Genomic DNA, 22,652 nt, shown 5'->3' with positions numbered 1-22,652 from the left:
CGTCGGCACCATGACCGCGCAGGACCGTCACCGCTGGGACGAACGCTATACCCGGCGGGGGCCCGCGCAGACCGTCGCTGCACCGAAAGTCCTTGCCGCTCATGTCGATCTACTACCCGAGACAGGACGGGCGTTGGATATCGCCTGCGGCCAGGGACTGGCGTCGGTCTGGTTGGCGATCCGGGGGTTGCACGTGTGGGGACTGGACGTTTCCGACGTCGCCATCCGGCACGCCCGAGATCTGGCTCGGCGCAACGGTGTTGACGGTCGCTGCCGCTTCGACGTCGTCGACCTCGACGAGGGGCTGCCGGCCGGCGAACCGGTGGACCTGATCCTGTGCAACAAGTTTCGTGACCGTCGCCTCGATCAAGACCTGATCGGTCGGCTGGCACCGGGCGGACTCCTGGCGATCGCGACGCTCAGCGAGGTCGACGCCGCACCGGGCGAGTTCCGGGCAGCAGCCGGTGAACTACCGGCTGTGTTCGCCCAACTGGACGTAGTGGCGAGCGGCGAGGGTGACGGTCACGCGTGGCTTTTGGCACGTGCCTGACGTGCGAGATGTAGTGTCACGAAGATGGAGCGGCGCGTCCTCGAAGCGGTCATCTACGAGCGCGAACCACCAATCGCGCGAATCATTCTCAACCGGGTCGGCAAGGCCAACACCAAAGACGCCGTACTGGTCGAAGAAGTCGACACCTGCCTGCACGAAGCGGATCGTGACCGGGAGATCAAGGTCGTCATCCTCAAGGCGAACGGCAAAGGCTTCTGCGGCGGCCACGTCGCACGCTGGGGCCCGGACGAAAACCCTTATCCCGACTTCGGCGACAACTTCGAGGACCTTTACAAGGGCACCGCCGACCTGTTCCTGTGGCCGACGCTGTACCTGTGGGAGTTCCCGAAGCCGACGATCTCGCAGATCCACGGTTACTGCATGGGCGGCGGGATCTATCTGGGCCTGCTGACCGACTTCTGCGTTGCCTCCGAAGACGCGTATTTCCAGATGCCCCTTGCCCAAAGCCTCGGCGAGCCCGGCGGTCACACCATGATCGAGCCGTGGCTGCTGATGAACTGGCACCGCACCATGGACTGGTTACTGCTGGCGCCGACGCTGACGGCCGAGCAGGCCCTCGACTGGGGTCTACTCAACAAGGTGGTGCCGCGTGATCAGCTCGAGGATACCGTCGAGGAGATGGCGCGCAAGATCGCCCAGATCCCGCTGACCACCCTGATGGCGGTCAAGAACAACGTCAAGCGGGCCTGGGAGCTGATGGGCATGCGGGTGCACCTGCAGGTCAGTCACATCCTGACCAACATGGTCGGCGCCGCGTCCGACGTGCAGGCCCGCCGGGCCGAACTGATGCAGTCGGGCATGAAGCCCCGCGACTTCATCGGCCGGGACGAAGCGCCCGGCTAGCGGCTCATCTGGCCGGCGACTTTGCGGCCCGCGGCGTGTCGTGCGGCGACGTAGCCGAACACCATCGAGCTGGCGATGCTCGCCCCGGCCCCCGGATAGGTTCGGCCCATCACCGTCGCCGTGGTATTCCCGGTGGCGTACAGCCCCTCGATCACCCGGTCCTGCTCGTCGAGAACTTGGGCGTGCTCGTTGGTGATCACGCCGCCGCAGGTGCCGACATCGGCCGGCAGGACTCTGGTGGCGTAATAGGGCGCCCGGTCCAGTGGGCCCACGGCGGCGTTGGGCCGGTAGCCGGGATCGCCGAGGCAGTCGTTGTAGGCCGACTGCCCCCGGCCGAAATCGGGGTCCAGCCCCTTGGCGGCGAAGGCATTGAACCGCTGCACGGTTCGGGTCAGTTCGTCAGCGGGAAGGTCGATTTGGCGGGCCAGGTCGCTCAGCGTATCGGCGCGTTTGACCGCACCACTCTCGATCAGCGCGGGAGGCAGGTGCTGACGATTGAGCGGATTGGTCCCGGCAACATAGCGGCGCACATACCCGTCGTCGAACAGCATCCAGCACGGCACCGCCTTGTTGGCGTACATCGCCTTGCCCACCTCGACATAGGAATTCGACTCGTTGCAGAACCGCCGGCCGGTGGAGTCGACGTAGATGGCCCCCGGACGTTGCCGGCCCGAACCCAGCGACGCCGCGGCCGCGCCGCCGTTGGCGATGAAAACCGAGGGCAGCCACCACGCTTCGTCCAGCAGATCGGTCTTGGCACCAAGGCGCATCGCGGCCTGCAGCACCTCGCCGGTGTCACCGGCGTTGGCGATCGACCACTTGCCGTCATTCGGCTGGTCACCGCTATACTGCCGGCGCATATCCGCGTTGTGGCCGAAACCCCCTGCGGCCAACAGAATTCCCTTGCGCGCTTCGACATTCACCGGGGTGCCGTCGCGGATGATGCGTGCGCCCACCACGCGGCCGTCCTCGACGATCAGATCGTCCATGGCGGCGTTGATCCACAGCGGAGGCTGACCGTCGCTGAGTTCGATCAGCACTTTGAGCAGCTGCCCGATCAGCGACGCACCGTTGGTCAGGATCTGGCGACGGGCGATGCGCGCGGCTCTGGTCCGGGCGAATACCTTGGTCGCGACCGCGAATGCGCGCGGCGCGCGGTTGTAGTACTGCACCGAACGCAGCTCGTTGGTCAGCACCACGTACCCGTAATTCTTGGCCAGCGAAGGCTGTACTTTGTCGCGCCACGAACCGAGTTCGGCGGCGTCGAACGGGATGCCTTCGACCGCTCGACCGGACTCGTTGCCGCCCTTGTGGTTCGGGTAATAGTCGCTCCAGCCGGCGCAGCGGATGAGCCGAACTCCCTTGCGCAACAGGAAGTTGATCATCTCGTAGCCGGCGGTGAGGAACATCTCGCGTCGTGCGGGGGAGGAGGCCGCACCGATGTCACCGACCACGTCGGCCAGGTAGGCCAGGCCGTCCTCGTGTGAGTCGGCGATACCGTCGGCGCGCATCAGTGGGTTGTTGGGCAGCCAGACGATGCCACCGGACAGTCCCGTCGAACCGCCGACCAGACCTTGTTTCTCGACGATCAGCGGTTGCAGTCCAGCGTCCAAAGCGGCCAGGCCGGCGACCATGCCGCCGCCACCGCTGCCCGCGATCACCAGGTCGACGGAGCGGTCCCAGTTGACGGTACTCATCGGCGGACACCTGCCTGGAAGCCGAGATCGGCGATCGGGACGTCGATGGTGGTGTTGGTCTTCTGGATCGCCGGCACCAGCGCCCGGTACGGAAGGCCGGCGAGAAAGCCGTCGATGACGCGTTCGAAGTTGGAAATCAACCCCTCGATCTGGCTGGACAACCGCATGAACTCGAATCCCTTGGAGTGCAGTCCTTTCTGTTGCTTGGGCAGGTTGGAGAAGTCTTGAGCCGGAATCGGGGGCCAGCGCGGATCATCGGGTGCCATGGGCTCGGGTGGAATCGGTTTGCCGGTGACCTGATCGGGCGGGATGCGGGTCAGCGACCAGATCTCGAACAACGTCTCCTCCGGGCCGAGGGGACGAATGCGGTACGACGAGGCACTGCTGTACTGCGGCAACAGGAAATAGTGCGGGAAGCAGAAGCCGATCGCATCGACGATGCCGCGGCGCTGCAATTCGTTCAGGTCGGGGATGTCACAGCCACGGGCCCGATGCCAGTGCACCACAGCGTCGTTCAAAGTGCGCTTCCACACCGCCATCGCCTCGGCGGGGTCGGCGGGCAGGTCGATGTCCTGCAGGCCCTCGGCAATTCGGATGTCGTTCGCGTGGGTCATGCCGGCCATGCCTTCGCCCAAAGTACGCATGAAATACAGGCTGGTTCCGATCAGCCCGGGCGGTGTGGCACCGGGCTGCGCCGACGGCAGCAGCTGCGGATGAGTCTGCGGGACATGGTATCCCTCCATGAACGCGGCAGTCGCGAGCTTCCAGTTCACCGGGAGCCGGCACGACTGCCACCATTCGGTGCGCAGCGATTCGACCCGCCAGGCGTCGTAGATCGTCGCGAACGGTTCGAAGCAGTCCCGCAGGCCCGGCGCGTCGTCGTCGAGGTTGATCCACGCGCACCCGCCCCACACTTCGCATCGGACCGGCACCAGGGCGAGATCCTGCGGGTCCAAGTTGGACTCGTCGAACGCGTCCGGCCGGAGGACAAACGTGTTGCGGCCCTCGATGTTCCAGCACCAGCCGTGAAACGGGCAGACGAAGGTGCGCCGGGATCCAGGCAGAGACCCGGAGCCTTCCACCAATTTCACGCCGCGATGCCGGCACGCGTTGTGGTAGGCCCGCACCGTCTCGGCGTCTACCCGCACCACGATGACGGACTGGTCGAGGATCTCGTACTCCACGAAATCACCGGTCTTCGGGATCTCCTCGAGCCGGCAGGCCATCTGCCACACCCGTGGCCAGAACTTCTCGTTCTCCAGCGCGTAGAAGTCCGGGTCGTAGTACCGCTGCTTGGGGATCCGATCCGGCGACTGCACCGCCCACGGCACCGGAAGCGGCGTCCAGTTCACATCCATGCCTCGTCCTCGTTCATAAGATCCGCGACATCCGTCCCTGCCAGTAGCGTTCGCGGATGCGCCTCTTGTAGAGCTTGCCGTTCGGGTCCCGCGGCAGTTCGACATCGAATTCGATGGTGCGCGGACATTTATAGGTCGCCAGGTGCGTCCGGCAGTAGTCGATCAGCTCGGCCTCCAGGTCGGCGCCGGGTGTGATGCCGGCTACCGGCTGTACGACGGCCTTGACCTCCTCGCCGTATTCCTCGTTGGGCACGCCGAACACGGCTGCGTCGATGAGTTTGGGATGCATCACCAACAGGCTCTCCACTTCCTGCGGGTAGATGTTGACCCCGCCGGAGACGATCATGAACGTGGCACGGTCGGTGAGGTAGAGATACCCGTCCGCGTCGACCCGGCCGACGTCGCCCAGTGTGCGCCAGCCGCGTTCGTTGTAGACCGAGGCGGTCTTGGCGGGGTCCTTGAAATACTCGAAGTCGGGGCCGCCCTCGAAGTACAACTCACCGGATTCGCCGACCGGTAACTCGCTGCCGTCCTCACCGACGACGTGGACGGCCGTCATCGGGATGCCGACCGAACCCGGGTGCGCCAGCCACTCCTCGGGCCCGATCGTGGTGCCGGCGAAACCCTCAGTGCCGCCGTAATATTCGTGGATGATCGGACCGAACCAGTCCATCATCCGGTGCTTGACGTCCACCGGGCACGGCGCGGCCGCATGGATCACGCACTGCAGGCTGGACACGTCGTACTTCGCCCGGACGGCCGCGGGCAACTTGAGCATCCGCACGAACATCGTCGGCACGAACTGCGCGTGGGTGACCCGATGTTCCTCGATCAGGCGCAACACCGTTTCGGCGTCGAACTTCTCCATGATCACCGAGGCGGCCCCGACCCGGTTGACGGCCATCGTGTAGTTCACGCCGGCGGCGTGATACAGCGGGGCGGGGGAGAGATACACACTGGACGGGTCCATCCCGTACCTGTGGGTCAGAGCCAGTTGCAGGACCGCTTGCGCCCAGGATCCGTTGCCGTCGACGGGAAGTGGGCGACGTACCGCTTTGGGCCGCCCGGTGGTGCCCGAGGAGTACAGCATCTCCGACCCGTCCGACACCGGGGGCGCCGCGCCGGCCGCCGCCAGCAGGTCCTCGTATGCATTCGGGACCGGCAGGCGATCCCCGACAGCCACCTGCACGTCGACTTTCCGGAGACCTCGCGCAAGTCCCTGTAGGGATGGATCCACGAAGACCGCCTTGGCGTCGGAATCGTCGATGACGTAAGCGACTTCGTCGGCAGTGAAATGAGTGTTGACCGCGGTGTAGTACAAACCGGAAAGCTGGCAGCCCCAGGTGATCTCGAAGAACTCGGGGCGATTCGGCAAGATCAGCGCCACCCCGTCACCCCGGCGCAACCCGGCATCGTGCAGCGCCGCGGCGACCCGCTGGCTGCGGGCGTACAACTGACCGAACGTGATCACGCCGTCATCGGTGAGCAGTGCCGGCGAATCCGGCGCTGTGCTCGCATGATCGGCGATGTTCATCGGCTGACTCAGGAAGTGGCGGCGCCGTCGGTCGAAGCTGCCGCGGCGGCCTGGCGCCGGGCCTGCTCGGACGGCAGCACCTTGTCCTTGAACACGGTCTGAATCAATTGCTGCACGTCTTTGCTGATCGAGGCGAGCGCGACAAGGTCGTTGGAACTCTGCCAGTGCACCCGCATGCCCATCAGTTCCCAGGCACGCTTGAGATTGGCCTTGGTGGCCAGCAGCGTCGTCATCGGGGCCTGCGCGATGTGGCGGGCGATCGCCTCCACCCGCGCGTCCAGCTGGTCGCGGGGAACCACTTCGTTGACCAGACCGACTTCCAGCGCCTTCTTGGCGTCGATCACCTCGGCCAGGTACAGGTAATACGCCGCACGGCGCCAGTTCATGAAAACCCAAGGCTCGATGGAGCATTCGCCCGATGGCATACCGAAGCCCTGCAGCGGCGGATAGGAGAAGTAGGCGTCATCGGCGGCGATGACGATGTCGGTGGTCAGCCCGTAATGCGTGCCGCCGCCGATGCAGTAACCGTGTACCTGCGCGATGGTCGGCTTGGAGAATTCCCACAAGTTGAGGATCGGCTTGACGAACAGGTCGGTCTGCGGCTTCCACGGCGTGCCCATCACCCCGGCGGCGGTGACGAAATCCGGGTAGTCGACGGCGTTGTTGCCGATCGCGTGACCCGAGCAGAAGCCTTTGCCGTTCGCCTTCAGGATCAGCACCTTGATGTCGTAATCGCGGTCCGCGTCCAGCAGTGCGGCGTCGACCTCCTCGGCCAGTTTCTGGTCCTGGGCGTTGGCCTTCTCCGGCCAGTTCAGAATCACCCGCGCGATCGCACCTTCCTTTTCGTAGATGATCCGCTCGCGGGTCTCGTTGAGGTCCATCGGGGGAGTACCTTTCGCTAGTCCGGATTATGAAGTGATGACGCCGATTTGGGCGCCGATGTCGTAGGTCGTCCCAACCTGGCCGGTCCACTGCACGGTTCCCGCGGCGCCGGCCTCGATTTCCTGCTCCACCTTCTCGGTGGCGATCACGTAGATCGGGGTGCCCTCGTCGACGTAGTCGCCGGCGTCGACGAGCAGGTCGGTGAGTTCGGCTTCCGAGACGGCCACCGACACCCGGGGGATCCGAATGATGAAGTCAGCCACGCACTCTGGCTTTCTCGCGGGACTTTTCCAGGGTGCGTCGGGCCGCTGCGACGATCCGCGCCGGCGAGGGATACATCTGTGCTTCCAATGCCGGCGCGGCCGGATTGGGCACGAACCGGGCGGCGACCCGCTCGATCGGCGCGGCAAGTTCGCCGAACAGTTCGGAGTGCAGGATCGCAGCGATCTCGGCTCCCGGCCCGGCGAACTGGACGGCGTCGTGCACGATCACCACTCGCTTTGTACGGCGACCGGATTCGACGATGGTCTCGACGTCCAGCGGCACCAGGGTGCGCAGGTCGACGACTTCGGCGCTGACGTCCTGTTCGGCCAGCGTGGCCGCCGCCGCGAGCGCGTCGTGCACCGCCCGGCCGTAGCCGATCAGGCTCACGTCGGTTCCCGGACGTTTGATATCGGCCTGTCCCAACGGGATTGCGAAGCCGGCGTCGAGCGGGACCGGTCCCTTGCGGCTCTGCAACCGGATCGTCTCGACGAACAGGCACGGGTCCGGGTCGAAGATCGCCGCGGTCAGCAGACCTTTGCCGTCGCGTGGGGTGGACGGGACGATGACCTTCATGCCTGGGATGTGCATGAACCAGGCTTCCAGGGACTGGGAGTGCGTCGCCCCGGTCGCCAGGCCGGCGTAGACCTGGGTGCGGATGGTGATCGGCGCGGTGGTGCGACCCGCCGTCATGAACCGCAGTTTGGCGGCGCTGTTGATCAGCTGGTCGGCGGCGATACCGATGAAGTCCATGATCATGATCTCGGCCACCGGGATCAGCCCGTCGATCGCGGCACCGATCGCGGCACCGACGATGGCCGCTTCGGAGATCGGCGTGTCCAGCACCCGCTCGTGACCGTACTTCGACGACAGTCCCGCGGTGGGTCCGGACGCACCCGGGTCGGCGATGTCCTCGCCGAGCAGGAACACCCGATCGTCGGCTGCCAGCGCCTGGTCCAGCGCGAGGTTGAGCGCCTCGCGCATCGTCATTTCTTCTTCTGCCATGCGGTTTTCCAGCCTCATGCCGGGAATCTGATCGGCGTCGCATACACGTCCTGGTCGAGTTCCCCGGTGGACGGCGGGTCGGCGCTCAGCACCGTGCGCAGCGCCGCCTCGACCCTCGCCGCGGCGTCGGTGTCGATGCGGTCGAGTTCGTCGCTTCCGCATATTCCGGCATCGACCAGATACCCGCGGAACCGCGGCACCGGGTCGGCGGCCAGCGCCGCGGCGAGCTGATCCTTCGGGATGTAGGGCATCCGGTCCCCGAAATAGTGACCGCGGAACCGGAACGTCACGCACTCGACGAAGGTCGGTCCGTCGCCGCGCCGCGCCCGGTCCAGTGCCTCGTCCAGCGCCGCCTTCACCGCGAGCGGGTCGTTGCCGTCGACCCGCACGCCCGGCATCCCGTACCCGGCGGCGCGGTCGGCGACGTGCTCGAGCTTCATCGTGTCCGACGTCGGCGTCATCTCGGCGTACAGGTTGTTCTGGCAGACGAAGACCAGCGGTAGATCCCACAACGCGGCCATGTTGGCCGCCTCGTGGAACGAGCCGGTGTTGGTGGCGCCGTCGCCGAAGCTGACCACGGTGACGCGGTCGAGTCCCCTGCGTTTGCCCGCCATCGCCAGGCCCACCGCCACGGGCGGCCCGGCTCCGACGATCCCGGTCGAGAACATCACTCCCACACCAGGATTGGCGATGTGCATGGTGCCGCCCTTGCCCCGGGCAGCGCCGACGACCCGGCCCATCATCTCGCCGTAGATCTCCTCGAGGGGCACGCCCTTGCCGATCAGATCGTGCAACCCGCGATAGGTCGTCACCAACTGGTCGCCGGGGCGCAGGGTCACTGCCATGGCGGTGGCGACGGCTTCCTGACCGCGCGACGGCCAGTACACGCACATGAACTCACCGGTGCCGATGCCCTTGGACAACCGGTCGTCGGCCGCCTTCATCAGCGCCATCAACTCATACAGGCGCCGCTCGACCGACCCGGCTGGACTTTTGGGGCTGCCGGCACCCTCGGCGGCCAGCATGCAAACTGCTTGCCTCGCAGAGTCTTTCGTCGTCAGCGCTGCCCCCATGTCCGGCTCCGTGTGCACGTGGTCCGGCCAGCCGGGCCAACTCATTCCTTACAGTAGCTAGAATATCTAAAATAGCAAGAAATGACGTACGTCACTAAAGGGGTAGGCGATGGCGGGCATGCTCTCCGGGGTGCGGGTGGTCGAACTGGCGTCCTGGACGTACGTGCCGTCGGCCGGAGTCGCCCTGGCTGACTGGGGTGCCGACGTAATCAAGGTCGAAGGCGTTGCCTCCGGAGACCCGGGGCGCGCGCTGGTGGTTGGCGGCTTCACCCGTGCGGCGGCACGCGCTGACGTCGACTTCATCCTGGAGCTGAGCAACCGGGGCAAACGCAGCATCGCGATCGACATCAAGTCCGACACCGGCCGAGCGCTGTTCGGCCGGTTATTGGCTTCGGCGGATGTGTTTCTGACGAATTGGCTGCCCGGCGCGCTGGAGCGGGCCCGGTTGACGGTCGACGACATTCGGGCATTCAACCCGGACATCATCATTGCCCGGGGCACCGGCCTGGGCGTGCGCGGTCCGGATCGGGACCGTGGCGGATTCGACGCCGCCACCTACCTGGCCCGGGGCGGGGTGGCCTACACGCTCACTCCGTTCGGCACCGAGAACCCGGCGGTCCAGGGTCCGGCGTTCGGTGACCTGCAGGGCGGCGCGACGCTGGCCGGCGGCGTGTGTGCGGCGTTGTTCCACCGGGAACGCACCGGTGCGCCAAGTATCGTCGACTCGTCGTTGCTGGCGCAGGCGATGTGGGCCATCGCGCCGTCCATTTCGGTGGCCGACCTGTTCGACATGGACGGCATCCCGGGCGCACCACCAGGGTTGGCGATCAATCCGTTGGTAACCCGGTATAAAACCAAGGACGACAGGTGGATTCAGCTGGTCTTCCTGCAACCCGACAAGTTCTGGGCCGACTTCTGCCGTCGCATGGGTCTGCCCGAACTCGTCGACGACGAGCGGTTCGTGCCGTCGAGTAATCTGATCGCCAACGCCACCGAAGCGACGGACATCTTCGTCAAAGCTTTTGCCGCCCAAGACCTTGCGCATTGGCGCCAGGTGCTGGAGGACGAGCCAGGGGTATGGGGCGCGTTGGCCACGCCGCGGGAAACCCTCGACGATCCGCAGGTGGAACCCAACGGCTACGTGATCACCAATGTCGACGACCGGGGCGAGAAGTACCGGACCGTGGCCGCGCCGGTCCAATTCGACGAGACCCCGCCCGGCCCCACGCGTGCGCCCGAACACGGCCAGCACACCGAAGAGATACTGCTCGAACTCGACCTGGGTTGGGACGAGATCGCGGCCGCGAAGGACGCCAAAGCGATCCTTTGACCGCGATTTCGTCTAGGGTGACGGCGTGCATGCCGGTGACGAGCAGGTCAGGCTGGATTCACCCGGCCGGCTGCAACGCTACGAGCATGCCTTCGCCGATCTCGATGCGCCGTTTGCGTTCGTAGACCTCGACGCGATGTGGCACAACGCGGGGCAGATGCTGCGCCGGGCGGGCGACAAGCCGATCCGGGTGGCGTCGAAGTCGTTGCGGTGCAGGCCGTTACAGCGTGAGATCCTCGAGTCCAGCCCGCGCTTCGAGGGCCTGATGACCTTTACCCTGCGCGAGACACTGTGGTTGGCCGGTCACGGTTTCGGCAACCTGCTGCTCGCCTACCCGACGACAGACCGCGCGGCGCTGCGCGAACTCGGCGAGCTCACCGCCGCGGATCCGACGAGAGCACCGATCGTGATGGTCGACAGCGTCGAACATCTCGACCTGATCCAGGCGGTGACCGACCAGCCCATCCGGTTATGCCTGGACTTGGACGCGGGTCTCTGGTGGGCCGGCGGCCGGCTGAAGATCGGGCCCAAACGCTCGCCGTTGCACACTCCGAAACAGGCCCGCGCGCTCGCCGAGGAGATCGCCAGACGCCCGGCGCTCAAGCTCGTCGCGCTGATGTCCTACGAGGGGCACATCGCCGGGCTGGGTGACCAGGTTTCCGGAAAACGCGCGCAGAATGCGGTCGTGGGCTGGATGCAGCGCCGTTCCATCGCCGAACTGAGTGAACGTCGCGCCCGCGCAGTGGATCTCGTGCGCGAAGTCGCCGATCTCGAAATCGTCAACGCCGGCGGCACCGGAGACTTACAACTGGTCGCCCGGGAACCGGCAATGACGGAGGCCACCGCGGGCTCGGGGTTCTACGCTCCGACACTGTTCGACTCCTATTCCACTTTCACCCTGCAGCCGGCGGCGATGTTCGCGCTGCCGGTATCGCGCCGTCCCGACGACAAGACGGTGACCGCGCTCGGCGGTGGCTATCTGGCCAGCGGGGTGGGCGCCAAAGACCGGATGCCGACGCCGTACCTGCCGACCGGTCTGAAGCTGAATGCGCTGGAAGGCACCGGCGAAGTCCAGACACCTCTGACCGGCGAAGCCGCACGGCGGCTGAAAGTCGGTGAGAAGGTGTATTTCCGCCACACCAAGGCCGGCGAGTTGTGCGAGCGGTTCGACCGGCTGTACCTGATACGTGGCGCGGCGATCGTCGACACCGTCCCGACGTACCGCGGGGAGGGGCAGACGTTCCTATGACGACATGGACCAATTGGGCCGGCGATCAGATCTGCGCGCCGGCGGCGATCGAACGCCCGACCTCGGAAGCCGAACTGGTCGAGATCGTCGCCCGCGCAGCGCAACGCGGCGAACCGGTTCGTGCGGTGGGGACCGGGCACTCGTTCACCGACTGCGCCTGCACTGACGGCGTCATGATCGACATGACCGGTCTGCAGCGCATCGTCGACCTCGATGCGGCCAACGGGCTGGCTACGGTCGAGGGTGGCGCACAACTGCATTCGCTGTTCGGGCAGCTGGCCCGACGCGGGTTCGGGATTGAAAATCAGGGCGATATCGACAAGCAGTCGATCACCGGAGCGACGGCGACCGCTACGCACGGCACCGGCGCCCGGTTCCAGAACGTGTCCGCCCAGCTCGTCGGGGCGCGGCTGGTCACCGCTGGCGGTGACGTCCTGCAGGTGTCCGCTCGGTCAGACGAGGAGGCTTATCTGGCCGCGCGGGTGTCGCTCGGGGCGCTGGGCGTGATCTCCCAGGTCACGTTCAAGGTGGTTCCGCTGTTCACCTTGCACCGCCAGGACGAGCTGCGGCCGCTGAGCCAGACGCTCGAGCAGCTCGACGAACATGTCGACGGCAACGACCACTTCGAATTCTTCGTCTTTCCCTACGGCGACACCGCCTTGACCCGCAGCACGCGGCGCAGCAACGAGGAACCCCGACCACAGCCGCGGTGGCGGAAAAAACTCGGCGAAGAGTTCGAGAACATCGGCCTGAACGTCATCTGCCGCGCCGGACGGCGGTTTCCGCACGCCGCGCCCGCGCTGAACCGGTTGCTCACCGGCCTGATGTCGCCGGCGCAAATCCAGGACCACGGCTGGAAGGTCTATGCCAGCGAGCGCAACGTGAAATTCACCGAGATGGAGTACGCGATTCCGCGCGAACACGCGCAGATCGCCGTCCAGCGGGTGATCGACGTCGTGCGCCGGCGCCGGTTGCCGATCATGTTCCCCCTCGAGGTGCGCTTCGCCGCGTCCGACGACGCTTTTCTGTCGACCGCGTACGGCCGCGACACCTGCTACATAGCGGTGCACCAGTTCACCGGTATGGAGTTCGAAAGCTACTTCCGTGCCGTCGAGGAGATCATGGACGAGTATGCGGGACGGCCGCATTGGGGCAAGCGGCACTATCAGAGCGCTGCCACGCTACGCCCGCGTTACCCCGACTGGGACCGGTTCGTCGCCGTCCGCGATCGACTCGACCCCGATCGCGTCTTCCGCAACGACTACACCCGCCGCGTGCTCGGCCCCTGACCTGCGAGACGAAGGGCCCGACTTCCAGGGACCAAAGTCATTGGCTGCCAACAACCCAGCGAAATCGGCAGCCGACGGTCGTAGGTTTGAATCGTGGAACCGATCCTGACCGAATTCATGCGCAACAGTGACGCTTTCACGTGGGCGATGGAGACCGATCCACGGTTGCGCTCGACCGTGGTCAGTGTCATCGTGCTGGACGGTTCGCCGGACTGGGACGCCGTCCGCGACCGGTTCGACCTACTGAGTCGCAAGCTGCCGATCTTTCGCCAGCGAGTGGTGGAATCGCCGCCGCCCGCCCCACCGCGGTGGGAATACGACCGCGACTTCGACCTGGACTATCACCTGCGCCGGACCGCCGTTTCGGGGTCGGGCACGCTCGACGACGTCTTGGAAATGGCCCGGCTGGCCCACATGCAGGACTTCGACCGGGCCCGCGCGCTGTGGGAAATCACGTTGGTCGAGGGTCTGCAGGACGGCGGCGCCGCCGTGATCTGTAAGTTCCACCATGCGCTGACCGACGGAGTCGGCGGCGTCCAGATCGCGATGACGCTGTTCGATCTCTCCGCCGAACATTTCGAGGTCGAGGAACTCCCGGCATTGCCGCAGGTTCCCGGGCCACCCCGGCTCGGCGGCTATCGTGACACGTTGCGCTACAACGCTTCCCTGGTCGGTAATGCGGTGGCCGGGGCGGCCAGGTGGATGCCGCGACTGATGTACGACGGCGCGCGGCGCCCGCTGGGCACCGTCCGTTCGGCCGCGGCCAACGCGGCTTCGGTGTACCGCACCGTGCGGCCACTGAACCGCACCGGTTCCGATCTGACCAAGGAACGCAGCCTGATTCGCCATCTGGCGGTGCACGAGGTGTCGCGTCTGCAGTTGCGTGCGGCTGCCCACAACTGTGGTGGCGCGCTGAACGACGCATTCGTCGCGGGGGTGACCGGCGGGTTGCGTCGCTACCACGAGAAACACGGGGCCAGCGTCGGCGAACTGCATCTGTCGATGCCCATCAGTCTGCGCACCGAGAACGACGACATGGGCGGTAACCGGATCACGTTGATGCGGTTCGACGTGCCGGTGGGTGAACCCGATCCGGCCCGGCGGATCCAGGAAATACACCGGCGTGTCAGCGCGGTACGCGACGAGAAGTCCCTGCCCTACACGCAATTGATCGCCGGCGTGCTGAACCTGATGCCGCGCTGGTACATCGGGTCGGTGTTGCGCCACGTCGACTTCGTGGCCAGCGACGTGCCGGGCGTGCCGATCCCGGTCTTTCTGGGCGGCGCCGCCGTGCGCGAGCAGTACGCCTTCGGTCCGACCATCGGCGCGTCGGTCAACGTCACACTGCTGTCCTATTGCGACACCTGCGCATTGGGCATCAACGTGGACAGCGCCGCCATACCCGACTACCAGGTCTTCCACGACGCCCTGGTCGCCGGTTTCGACGAAGTCCTGGCTCTCGCAGACTGATTCACCGGCGCGGCATCCGGCCGATATCAGCACGCTCACAGGAGCGTATCGATGTCGGCGCACGTCTGGCGCGACGGGAAAGACCCGCAAATCATGGCACGGTATGCCAATCGCGGCGCGCGCCGCCGGGCGTACTTGGGTAGCAGTAGCAGGAGGTACCAAGGCATGACGGCAAGCTGGGCGCCCACCCAGACCTCGCACAGCCCGAGTTCGGGCCGCATTCTGGACACCGCGCAAGGCATCCTCATCGGTCTGCGCCGGTGTAGGTCGGACACCGCATTCGACGAGTTGCACAGTGCTGCACAGCGTCACCGGGTTCCGGTGTTCGCGATGGCTTGGGCATTGGTGCACCTGGCCGGCGACGGAGAAAAAACACCCAGCTTCGTCGAGGCGCAGTCCGCCGCGCGTCACGAGTGGGGTGAGTTGTTCGTGGCCGACCATCTGCGGTCGCTGGCGGAGCGGGTGGCCCGATAGCCACCACAGGTTGAGTTCGGCCGCGGCAACGGGGAAGTGCCGCGGCCCTCAGCGCGTCCAGACCGATGAGTCTGCCGCCGCCAGCAGCGCGGCCACGATGCGTTCCCGCTTGTCCGCGAAGCGCTCGCTGGGAGTCGGTACCGAGATCGCGACCACCGTGCCGCCGGCCGTGCGGCGTGCGACAGCCGCCGCGGAGATTCCGGGGGTGTGCTCGTCGTAATCGAAAGCTATTCTGCTCGACCGTATCTCGATGAGCTGTCGGCGTAGCGCGTCCACCTCGACGGCGGGCATCTTGGCGAGCGCCGCCTCGGCGTCCAGGTCGTCGAGTGCCGCCAGCGCGGCCTTGCCGTTGGCCGTCCCGAACAGTGGAAACCGGACGCCGACCGCCGAGACCGCGCGGAGCCGATGGGACGACTCGATCTGGTCGACGAACCACATCCGCTGGCCGCGCAACAGCGACAGATCGACCGTTTCACCGTCCGTCTCGGCCGCGACGCGTTCCATGACCGGGCGGAACCGTGCCGCGATGTGTGCGCCGGTCGCGCTGCCGAATCCCAGCAACCGCTCACCGAGGGAAAACCGGCCGCCGGCGTCGACGCCGACCAGACCGACCTCGACCAGCCCCACCAACAGTCGTCGGACGGTCGATTTGGCCAGCCCGAGGCGCTCGCCGAGATCGACCAGGCGCAGTTGGCCCGGCTCCGCCGCGATCTCGTCCAATGCGGCCGCGGCGCGCCGCAACACCTGGATTCCCTCGTCGCGATTCGTCGGCGATTTCCGTTCCGTTTGCCCCACGAGTCCACTATAGTCGGCCGCATCACGGACTATATAGATCCGTTATGTGGATCAAGGAGCTGATTCATGGATGGTCTGCCCGCCGGACGGCACTTCTTTCGCAACCACGACGGGTATGAGGCGGCCCGCCGCGAAACGGTGTGGAATCAGCGCGTCCCCGACCGCTACCCGGAAGTGATCGTGCAGGCGGTGGATACCGACGAGGTGGTGGGCGCGATCCGCTACGCCAAAGCCAACGGCCTCAAAGTCAGCATTCGATCGGGTGGGCACAGCTGGGCGGCGAACCACCTGCGCGACGGTGCCCTGCTGCTCGACCTGCACCGCCTCGACCACGCCACGATCGACGCGGAGAAAGGGGTGGCCGTCGTCGGTCCGGGCAAGGGCGGCAGCATCCTGCTCGGCGAACTCGAAGCCCAGAATCTTTTCTTCCCGGGCGGCCACTGTCGGGGCGTGTGCGTCGGCGGATATCTGCTGCAGGGTGGGTATGGCTGGAACAGTCGGGTGTGGGGCCTGGCTTGTGAAAGCGTCGTCGGACTTGACGTGGTCACCGCCGACGGCGACAAGATCCATTGTGACGCAGACAATCACGCCGATCTTTACTGGGCGGCGCGCGGTGCGGGACCCGGCTTCTTCGCGGTCGTCACGTCGTTCTATCTCAAGCTGTACCCGCGCCCGGGTGCTTGCGGTACCAGCGTGTACGTCTACCCGATCGACTACGCCGACGAGATCTACACCTGGGCGCGCAACGTCAGCGCCGAAGTGGACCGGCGCGTCGAGATGCAGATCGTCGCAACGCGAAGCGTGCCGAACATGGGACTCGACGCCCCCGCCATCGTGTTCGCCTCACCCGCGTTCGCCGACACCGAGAAGGAAGCCGAACAGGCGTTGTCCATCTTCGGCACCGTCCCGGTGCTCGACAAGGCACTCGTCAAAGTGCCCTATATGCCGACCGATATGCCGACCTGGTTCGACGCGGTCATGAGCAACTACCTGTCCGACTACCGCTACGCCGCAGACAACATGTGGACCTCGGCGGCGGCCGAGGACCTGCTGCCGGGGATTCGTACCATCATCGACACGATCCCCGATCACCCGTCGCACTTCCTGTGGCTGAACTGGGGGCCGTCGCCGCAGCGGCCCGACATGGCCTACAGCATCGAGGACGAGGTGTACCTGGCGTTGTACGGGGCATGGAAGGACCCCGCCGACGATGACCGCTACGGCGACTGGGCGCGGTCGAACATGGCTGCCATGTCCCACCTGGCAACCGGGATCCAGTTGGCCGACGAGAATCTCGGCCAGCGCCCGGCGAGGTTCGCCAGCGACGCTGCGATGACCAGATTGGACCGGGTGCGCTCCGAGTACGACCCGGACGGGCTGTTCAACAGTTGGATGGGACGGATCTGAGATGGCCGATGACGCCTACCTCGGCTATCGGGGTGACGACGTGGACACGCCGTGGGCCAAGTTCTTCAGGCCCGAAATGGCACCGCTGCCAGCGCATGTCGTGACGGCGCTGCAACACGGTCCGCAGGCCGGACCGACGCTGTTGGCCCTGGATGACGCGGCCAGTGTCGCCGACGAGGGTTACCAGCAGACCGAGAACGGCTACGGCCTGCTCCAGGACGGCAGCATGCAGGTTTCGGTGCTGACCGACATGCCCGGCGTCACGCCGGCGATGTGGTCGTGGTGGTTCGGCTGGCACGGCAGCGACAGCCGCCGCTACAAGCTGTGGCACCCGCGGGCGCACCTGTCGGCGCGCTGGAAGGACGGCACGGACGGGGGACGCCGCGGCGCCCCGCGCTACGTCGGTCGCTGGTCGATGATCAGTGAGTACATCGGCTCCACGTTGCTCAGTGCCGCAATACAATTCGCGGATCCGTCGACCATGGGCCTGCCGCCCGACAGCGATGACGCGGTCGCGATCTGCGCTCGACTGGGCTCCGGGGACGCGCCGGTGGACGCCGGCTGGTTCGTCCACCACATCCGTTCCACCGCGACGGGATCGGAGATGCGCTCCCGGTTCTGGATGGGCGGACCGCACATCGCCGTCCGCAACGCGCCCGATCTGGCTTCCAGGGCGGTGCGCCCGGTCGCCGCGAAAGTCATCGGGGTCTCCGAGTCCACGGCACGCAACCTGTTGGTGCACTGCGCGCAAGAAATGAACCACCTGGCCGGGTTTCTGCCCGAACTGTACGAGTCGTTCGGCAACGAGTAAGCGGCTCAGAGCTTTTCGTCGAACGCAGGACCGACGAAGCGCCGCACCAGTTCGCGTTCGAGCTCGTCGTCCTCGACCGGCCAGTACAGCAGGGACAGCACCGTGCGGACAATCCATTGCGCGGCAACGGGATCGCCGTCGGTCAGGCCGGACAGGTCGGTGGCCAGGGCGGCCGGCAGCGGTGAATCGGTAAGCCACGTCATCGCCTCAGGCCGGCGGATCGAGCCGACCATCAACCTGCTCAGGGGATCGGCGCGAATCTGCCTGAGCGCCACCAGGACCGCGGTGACGACACGTTCCCGGCCGGTCAGGCCGTCGACGCCGACACGGACGCTTTCGACGATGCCGGCCGCGGCCCGGTTCAGGACGGCATCGCGTATCTCGGCCTTGCCCCCGGCGTAGCGGTAGACGGTCGCCCGCGAACAGTGCACCTGCTCGGCCAGCCGGTCGATGTCCAGTGCGTCCGAACCCTCGCGGGCGATCAGCTGCATCGCCGCGTCGTAGATGCGTTCGGCCGCAACCGTGCGGCGATCACCGCCGACCAGCCAGTCGTCGCGACGCGCCGGCATCCGCCTCCGATCGAGATCACCTCTGCCGAACATCTCAGGTTTGAGACGAACATCAAGAATTTTCTCAGCATAGTCGCTTGTCGGCCGGATTCGCTGAGACATCCGGCCGCCGGGCCCGGCGAGTCCGGATATCAACCTCGACCGATGCCATTGACCTGCGATTACCGGTTCATCAACCTGGGACGATGAACGTAACCCTCGATGCGGTCGAACTGTTCGGCGCCGCCGCCATCCAGGACCCGTACCCGTTGTACGAACGGATGCGGGCCGCGGGCCCGGTCCACCGGATCGGCGACTCCGGCTTCTACGCGGTCGGCGGCTGGGACGCGGTGAACGAAGCCGTCCTGCGGACCGAAGATTTCTCGTCGAACCTGACCGCGACGATGCTGTACACCGCCGACGGCACCGTCGTGCCGTTTCAGATGGATCCGCTCGGTGGGCCGACCCATGTGCTGGCCACTGCCGACGACCCCGCCCACGCGGTGCACCGCAAGCTGATGGTGCGCTACCTGGCAGCCAAGCGGATCCGTGCCGTCGAACGCTTCGCGACCCGGACCGCGGAACGGTTGTGGGACGACGGCATGGTGGATGGACGCATCGAATGGATGAGCGCCGTGGCCAACCGGTTGCCGATGATGGTGGTGGCCGAACTGATCGGACTTCCCGACACCGACGTCGACCAGTTGGTGCAATGGGGTTGCGCGGCAACTCAATTGCTGGAAGGCCTGGGCAGCCAGGAACAGTTGGCCGCCGCCGGAGGGGCCGTCCTGGGACTCAGCGGCTACATCACCGAGCAGTTTGCCCGAGCGGCCGGCCACCCGCGCGACGACTTGCTGGGTGAACTGGCGCGGGCTTGCCATGGCGGCGAGCTGGACCCGCTCACCGCCCAGGTCATGATGATCACGCTGTTCGCCGCCGCGGGGGAGTCGACCGCGTCCCTGCTGGGCAGCGCGGCGCGCATACTTGCCGTCCGGCCCGACATCGCGAGCCGTGTCCGGGAAAACCCGGAGCTGCTCGGGGCATTCGTCGAGGAAACCCTGCGCTTCGAGCCGCCGTTCCGCGGTCATTACCGCCACGTCCTGCGCGACACCACCCTGGCCGGCGTCGACTTGGCCGCCGATACGCGGCTGCTGTTGTTGTGGGGGTCGGCCAACCGCGATCCGGCCCACTTCGAGACGCCGGACGAGTTCCGACTGGACCGGGCAACGGGCAAGAACCACGTGAGTTTCGGTCGCGGAGCGCACTTCTGCGTCGGCGCCGCGCTGGCCCGGCTGGAAGCGCAGATCGTGTTGCGGCTGCTGCTGGACCGGACTTCGCGCATCGAGGCCGCCGAGGTCGGAGGATGGCTGCCCAGCATCCTGGTGCGTCGTTTGCAGCGTCTGGAACTCGCCGTCGATTAGCCTCCAGCTCAACGGCTCTCGCGGTTCGGTGCGGTTTATCCCGGGTTCGGCGTGAGCATCCCCGGCAGCACGATGAATGCTTCGACGGTGGTGGCGTGTTCGAAACCTTCCACCTCTACCCGCCATTCGTAGATGCCCGGATCCAGCGGAATGCCGCCCGGGATATTGAGGGTGAGCGGCATGCGCACGGCGGTGCCGTGAATCGCTCCCGGCAGGCGCCCCGCTTCGGCCGCGGCCTCGAACGAGATCCGCTGCGGCCCTTGCGGTCCGGGCACCATCACCGGCTGGCCGTCGGTGTTGAGCAGCTGGCAGGTCAGCTTGTGCCGTTTGTTGGTCTCGTCCCAGTCGATGTCCAGAAACATCACCAAAGCGAAAGGGGGCGTTGGTGTTTGGCACTGCCGCCAGCCCAATCCGAGGGTGTGGACCTTCCCCGACTGGGCGTCGGCCTGTGCCGCGTCGGCGAGAAAAAGGCTGACCTTCATGCGGCGGCCGGCGCCCCGGTCGACACCGCGCGTTGCCGATCCGCGATCGCTGCCGTCACGAATCCACTCCCGTCCCGTTCCCCGTCAATGTGCTGTTGCCGGCCCGATACTACGCCGCGACCGGTGTGCCGAGCCGACCGCTCTGGGGCCTCACGTCTCCCTATTTGCCGGGCGGCAGCTGACGCGGACCCTCGGGTGCACGCAACTCACGCGGACCCTTGCGCTCGACCAGTTCTCGCCGACCATCCGGACCGACGGTCAGGCCGGCGAGGTCGGACCGGGAGACCCCACCCAGGCGGGCGTATTCCGCGCCGGTGTCGACCTGCTCGTGGTGTGCGCCGGGAGGAGGCGGGCCGGCGGCCCAGCCGCGCGAGGATTCGATCCGGTTGCTCGCGGCGGGGTCCTGGCGTTCGGTGATGTCGGGGCTCGCGGCCTGCACCTGCTCACGCCCGGCGCCTTCGGTGCTCTCCGAGCCGAATGTCACCTTGCGGGTGCGCTTGAGCGAGAACGCGATCTCCTCGACCTCCTCGAACACCTGACGGGCGCTGCGCAAGGGCTGGGTCGTGTTGTCGATGACGCGCGCGACGAACGGCGGCACCAACGGACGAATCCACCGGGCGGCCGCCTTGGTGGCGTCGGGGATGGACGGGATCAACGGGGTCCGTTCCTGGGGTTCTTCGTACTGCTCGAGAGTCTGCTGCTGGACGGGCTCGACGGGTGCCGGCAGGTTTTTCGGCACGTCGATCGGCGCGGCGTCGGCCTCGTCGCCGGCAGGCAACTGCGCCACCGCGCGGCTGGCCGCCTCCGCCTCGGCGGCGATCGGCAGGTACATGTCTTCCTCCACGGGTTCGAAGGTGCGTTCGGACGTCGCGTGCACCGGGGCCTGAATCGCTTCCACGACCCGGCGGCGCTGGTGTTCCCGGTCGATCTCGGCCTGGGCCTCGATGGCCAGGCGGGTTTGGGTCAGCTGGTGTTCGGCCCACATGATCTCGGCGGCACGGCGGACCTCGGCCCGCTTGATCGCGATCGCGGTGTCGGCATCCAACTCGGCCCGTTCCCGCTCCGCGCGCGCCGTCGCGTGACGATCATGGGTGGTCTCACCGCGCCAGCCGCGCAGGATCAGCGGCAACAGGTACAACAGCGCGAAGAACGCGATGGTCAGCACCCGCAACAGCAGTGCGCCGATATTCGACATGGTCAGGTCGTTCATCGCGACCCAGCGCCCGCCGAGGCCTCGGCCCGCGTCGACGACCACCCCGTGCCGGGCCTCGGCGACGGCCCCCTCCGTGCGCGCGACCCGTGCGTCCAGGTCAGGTGCTTGACGGTCCCGCGTGGCCAGCGCGTTGTCCAGTTCGCGCTGGGTGTCGGCGAGCAACTCGTTGGCCGTCCGCGTCTCCGGGCCCTGACCGGGAACGCCGGTGATGCGGGTCTGGGGGCATGCCGGGCTGGGGTTGTACTCGCAGCGTGCCACCACCAAGGCTTGATCCCGGTGTTCGCGCGCCTGATCGACGGTGGTATCCAGCGCCGCACGTGCCGCCTGAGCCTGCCGCAGGTCGGCCGAGGCGTGGGCGACCGCGGGCGACGAGTCGGCGTCGTGCAGCGCCCGCTCGTTCAGGCGGTCGTCGATGGCCGCGGAGAAGACGACGAGTGCGGCCAGCTCGCCGACCAGCACGCCGATGGCGACGGCAACGGCCGCACGACCCGCGACATCCGCCCACCCCCGCGCCGGGCCGCTTGCGATGGCGCGGGTTACCGCGCCGACCAGCAGCCCGAAGACGACGGCCGGCGCGAGGACCGCCCACAGGGGAGCGGCGTGCACCGATGTCCGCACGGCCAGTGCGGCGACCAGCCAGGCCAGCACCGCGCCCAGCACCACCACCGCGCCGGAGACGGCGTGGGTGGATCGCTCATGGCGTTCGGTGAGTTCGCGCCGGTGTCCGCCGCCGAGCCAGGTCAGCAGCCCTGCTATCGAGCGCTGCTCGGTTGATTCGTGCGCGCGCATGAGACCTAACACCTCCAATGGTTTCCAGGGTGGCAGGGTCAGCGGCGACACACCGAATCAGATCGGCCCCTTGTGGCGTTGTTCACAAATCCGGCGGGAGTGGCCTGGATCACGCTGGTAGCGACCCGAGATGACGATCCGCAGCGCGAT

General features: G+C 66.7%; 21 protein-coding genes. 10 read left to right on the top strand and 11 right to left on the bottom strand.

The window, feature by feature from the left end; all coding sequences use genetic code 11:
* The first annotated feature begins 10 nt into the window (after positions 1-10).
* Together AC5Y4D_RS04060 and AC5Y4D_RS04055 are read left to right on the top strand one after the other, a co-directional pair.
* A complete protein-coding gene (locus AC5Y4D_RS04060) occupies positions 11-550 on the top strand; it encodes a class I SAM-dependent methyltransferase (protein ID WP_499942533.1) in 540 nt (179 codons plus the stop codon).
* 24 nt (positions 551-574) lie between these two features.
* On the top strand, positions 575-1,414 hold the full coding sequence (locus tag AC5Y4D_RS04055) for an enoyl-CoA hydratase-related protein (protein ID WP_500036440.1): 840 nt from the start codon (positions 575-577) through the stop codon (positions 1,412-1,414).
* Here AC5Y4D_RS04055 and AC5Y4D_RS04050 read toward each other — a convergent pair.
* The 7 genes from AC5Y4D_RS04050 to AC5Y4D_RS04020 are packed head-to-tail and all read right to left on the bottom strand — an operon-like array spanning position 1,411 to position 9,176.
* Positions 1,411-3,111: an FAD-binding protein gene (locus tag AC5Y4D_RS04050; protein WP_500036439.1), complete on the bottom strand. Its 1,701-nt coding sequence runs from the start codon at positions 3,109-3,111 to the stop codon at positions 1,411-1,413. The two genes, AC5Y4D_RS04055 and AC5Y4D_RS04050, sit on opposite strands and share 4 nt — an antisense overlap.
* A complete protein-coding gene (locus AC5Y4D_RS04045; RefSeq protein ID WP_500036438.1) occupies positions 3,108-4,469 on the bottom strand; it encodes an aromatic ring-hydroxylating oxygenase subunit alpha in 1,362 nt (453 codons plus the stop codon). Before AC5Y4D_RS04045 ends, AC5Y4D_RS04050 begins: the two co-directional genes overlap by 4 nt.
* Before the next feature lie 13 nt (positions 4,470-4,482).
* On the bottom strand, positions 4,483-6,003 hold the full coding sequence (locus AC5Y4D_RS04040) for an acyl-CoA synthetase (RefSeq protein ID WP_500036437.1): 1,521 nt from the start codon (positions 6,001-6,003) through the stop codon (positions 4,483-4,485).
* An 8-nt stretch (positions 6,004-6,011) separates the two neighbouring features.
* Entirely contained in the window at positions 6,012-6,884 is an 873-nt protein-coding gene (locus tag AC5Y4D_RS04035) for an enoyl-CoA hydratase-related protein (protein ID WP_500036436.1), read from the bottom strand.
* A 27-nt stretch (positions 6,885-6,911) separates the two neighbouring features.
* The gene (locus AC5Y4D_RS04030) at positions 6,912-7,148 is read right to left on the bottom strand and encodes a lipoyl domain-containing protein (protein ID WP_500036435.1); all 237 of its coding nucleotides are present in this window, start codon (positions 7,146-7,148) and stop codon (positions 6,912-6,914) included.
* Positions 7,141-8,151 (bottom strand): alpha-ketoacid dehydrogenase subunit beta, encoded by a 1,011-nt coding sequence (locus tag AC5Y4D_RS04025; RefSeq protein WP_500036470.1) that lies wholly within the window; start codon positions 8,149-8,151, stop codon positions 7,141-7,143. The genes AC5Y4D_RS04030 and AC5Y4D_RS04025 overlap by 8 nt, the downstream gene beginning before the upstream one ends.
* A 14-nt stretch (positions 8,152-8,165) precedes the next feature.
* Positions 8,166-9,176 (bottom strand): thiamine pyrophosphate-dependent dehydrogenase E1 component subunit alpha, encoded by a 1,011-nt coding sequence (locus tag AC5Y4D_RS04020; RefSeq protein ID WP_500036434.1) that lies wholly within the window; start codon positions 9,174-9,176, stop codon positions 8,166-8,168.
* 157 nt (positions 9,177-9,333) lie between these two features.
* On the opposite strand from AC5Y4D_RS04020, the gene AC5Y4D_RS04015 reads away from it, so the two are divergent.
* The 5 genes from AC5Y4D_RS04015 to AC5Y4D_RS03995 all read left to right on the top strand — a co-directional run bounded on the left by AC5Y4D_RS04015 (position 9,334) and on the right by AC5Y4D_RS03995 (position 15,036).
* A complete protein-coding gene (locus AC5Y4D_RS04015; RefSeq protein ID WP_500036433.1) occupies positions 9,334-10,554 on the top strand; it encodes a CaiB/BaiF CoA transferase family protein in 1,221 nt (406 codons plus the stop codon).
* Between the two features lie 25 nt (positions 10,555-10,579).
* Positions 10,580-11,803 (top strand): amino acid deaminase/aldolase, encoded by a 1,224-nt coding sequence (locus tag AC5Y4D_RS04010; RefSeq protein ID WP_500036432.1) that lies wholly within the window; start codon positions 10,580-10,582, stop codon positions 11,801-11,803.
* Positions 11,800-13,092 (top strand): D-arabinono-1,4-lactone oxidase, encoded by a 1,293-nt coding sequence (locus AC5Y4D_RS04005; RefSeq protein WP_500036431.1) that lies wholly within the window; start codon positions 11,800-11,802, stop codon positions 13,090-13,092. Before AC5Y4D_RS04010 ends, AC5Y4D_RS04005 begins: the two co-directional genes overlap by 4 nt.
* Positions 13,093-13,209: 117 nt before the next feature.
* Positions 13,210-14,562: a wax ester/triacylglycerol synthase domain-containing protein gene (locus tag AC5Y4D_RS04000; protein ID WP_500036469.1), complete on the top strand. Its 1,353-nt coding sequence runs from the start codon at positions 13,210-13,212 to the stop codon at positions 14,560-14,562.
* Positions 14,563-14,727: 165 nt separating this feature from the next.
* Positions 14,728-15,036 carry an ANTAR domain-containing protein gene (locus tag AC5Y4D_RS03995; RefSeq protein WP_499942501.1) on the top strand — a complete coding sequence of 103 codons (309 nt, stop codon included), beginning with the start codon at positions 14,728-14,730 and terminating at the stop codon, positions 15,034-15,036.
* A gap of 48 nt (positions 15,037-15,084) precedes the next feature.
* Here the strand turns inward: AC5Y4D_RS03995 and AC5Y4D_RS03990 are convergent, their stop codons facing one another.
* Positions 15,085-15,831 (bottom strand): IclR family transcriptional regulator, encoded by a 747-nt coding sequence (locus AC5Y4D_RS03990; RefSeq protein ID WP_500036430.1) that lies wholly within the window; start codon positions 15,829-15,831, stop codon positions 15,085-15,087.
* A gap of 66 nt (positions 15,832-15,897) precedes the next feature.
* Here AC5Y4D_RS03990 and AC5Y4D_RS03985 point away from each other — a divergent pair, with 66 nt between their 5' ends.
* Entirely contained in the window at positions 15,898-17,238 is a 1,341-nt protein-coding gene (locus AC5Y4D_RS03985; RefSeq protein WP_500036429.1) for an FAD-binding oxidoreductase, read from the top strand.
* 1 nt (position 17,239) lies between these two features.
* Complete coding sequence (locus tag AC5Y4D_RS03980) at positions 17,240-18,049, top strand: DAPG hydrolase family protein (RefSeq protein WP_499942497.1); 810 nt, start codon at positions 17,240-17,242, stop codon at positions 18,047-18,049.
* A gap of 5 nt (positions 18,050-18,054) precedes the next feature.
* Here the strand turns inward: AC5Y4D_RS03980 and AC5Y4D_RS03975 are convergent, their stop codons facing one another.
* Entirely contained in the window at positions 18,055-18,618 is a 564-nt protein-coding gene (locus AC5Y4D_RS03975) for a TetR/AcrR family transcriptional regulator (protein WP_499942495.1), read from the bottom strand.
* A gap of 185 nt (positions 18,619-18,803) precedes the next feature.
* On the opposite strand from AC5Y4D_RS03975, the gene AC5Y4D_RS03970 reads away from it, so the two are divergent.
* Positions 18,804-20,018, top strand: a complete 1,215-nt coding sequence (locus AC5Y4D_RS03970; RefSeq protein WP_499942494.1) for a cytochrome P450 — start codon at positions 18,804-18,806, stop codon at positions 20,016-20,018.
* A 35-nt stretch (positions 20,019-20,053) separates the two neighbouring features.
* Here the strand turns inward: AC5Y4D_RS03970 and AC5Y4D_RS03965 are convergent, their stop codons facing one another.
* A complete protein-coding gene (locus tag AC5Y4D_RS03965) occupies positions 20,054-20,500 on the bottom strand; it encodes a DUF6941 family protein (protein ID WP_499942492.1) in 447 nt (148 codons plus the stop codon).
* A gap of 160 nt (positions 20,501-20,660) precedes the next feature.
* On the bottom strand, positions 20,661-22,502 hold the full coding sequence (locus AC5Y4D_RS03960) for a DUF4407 domain-containing protein (RefSeq protein ID WP_499942491.1): 1,842 nt from the start codon (positions 22,500-22,502) through the stop codon (positions 20,661-20,663).
* Between the last annotated feature and the right edge of the window lie 150 nt (positions 22,503-22,652).

This window comes from Mycobacterium sp. NGS67 (assembly GCF_059812185.1).
Note: the sequence above shows the minus strand (reverse complement) of the source record. Positions and strands in the feature narration are given on the sequence as shown.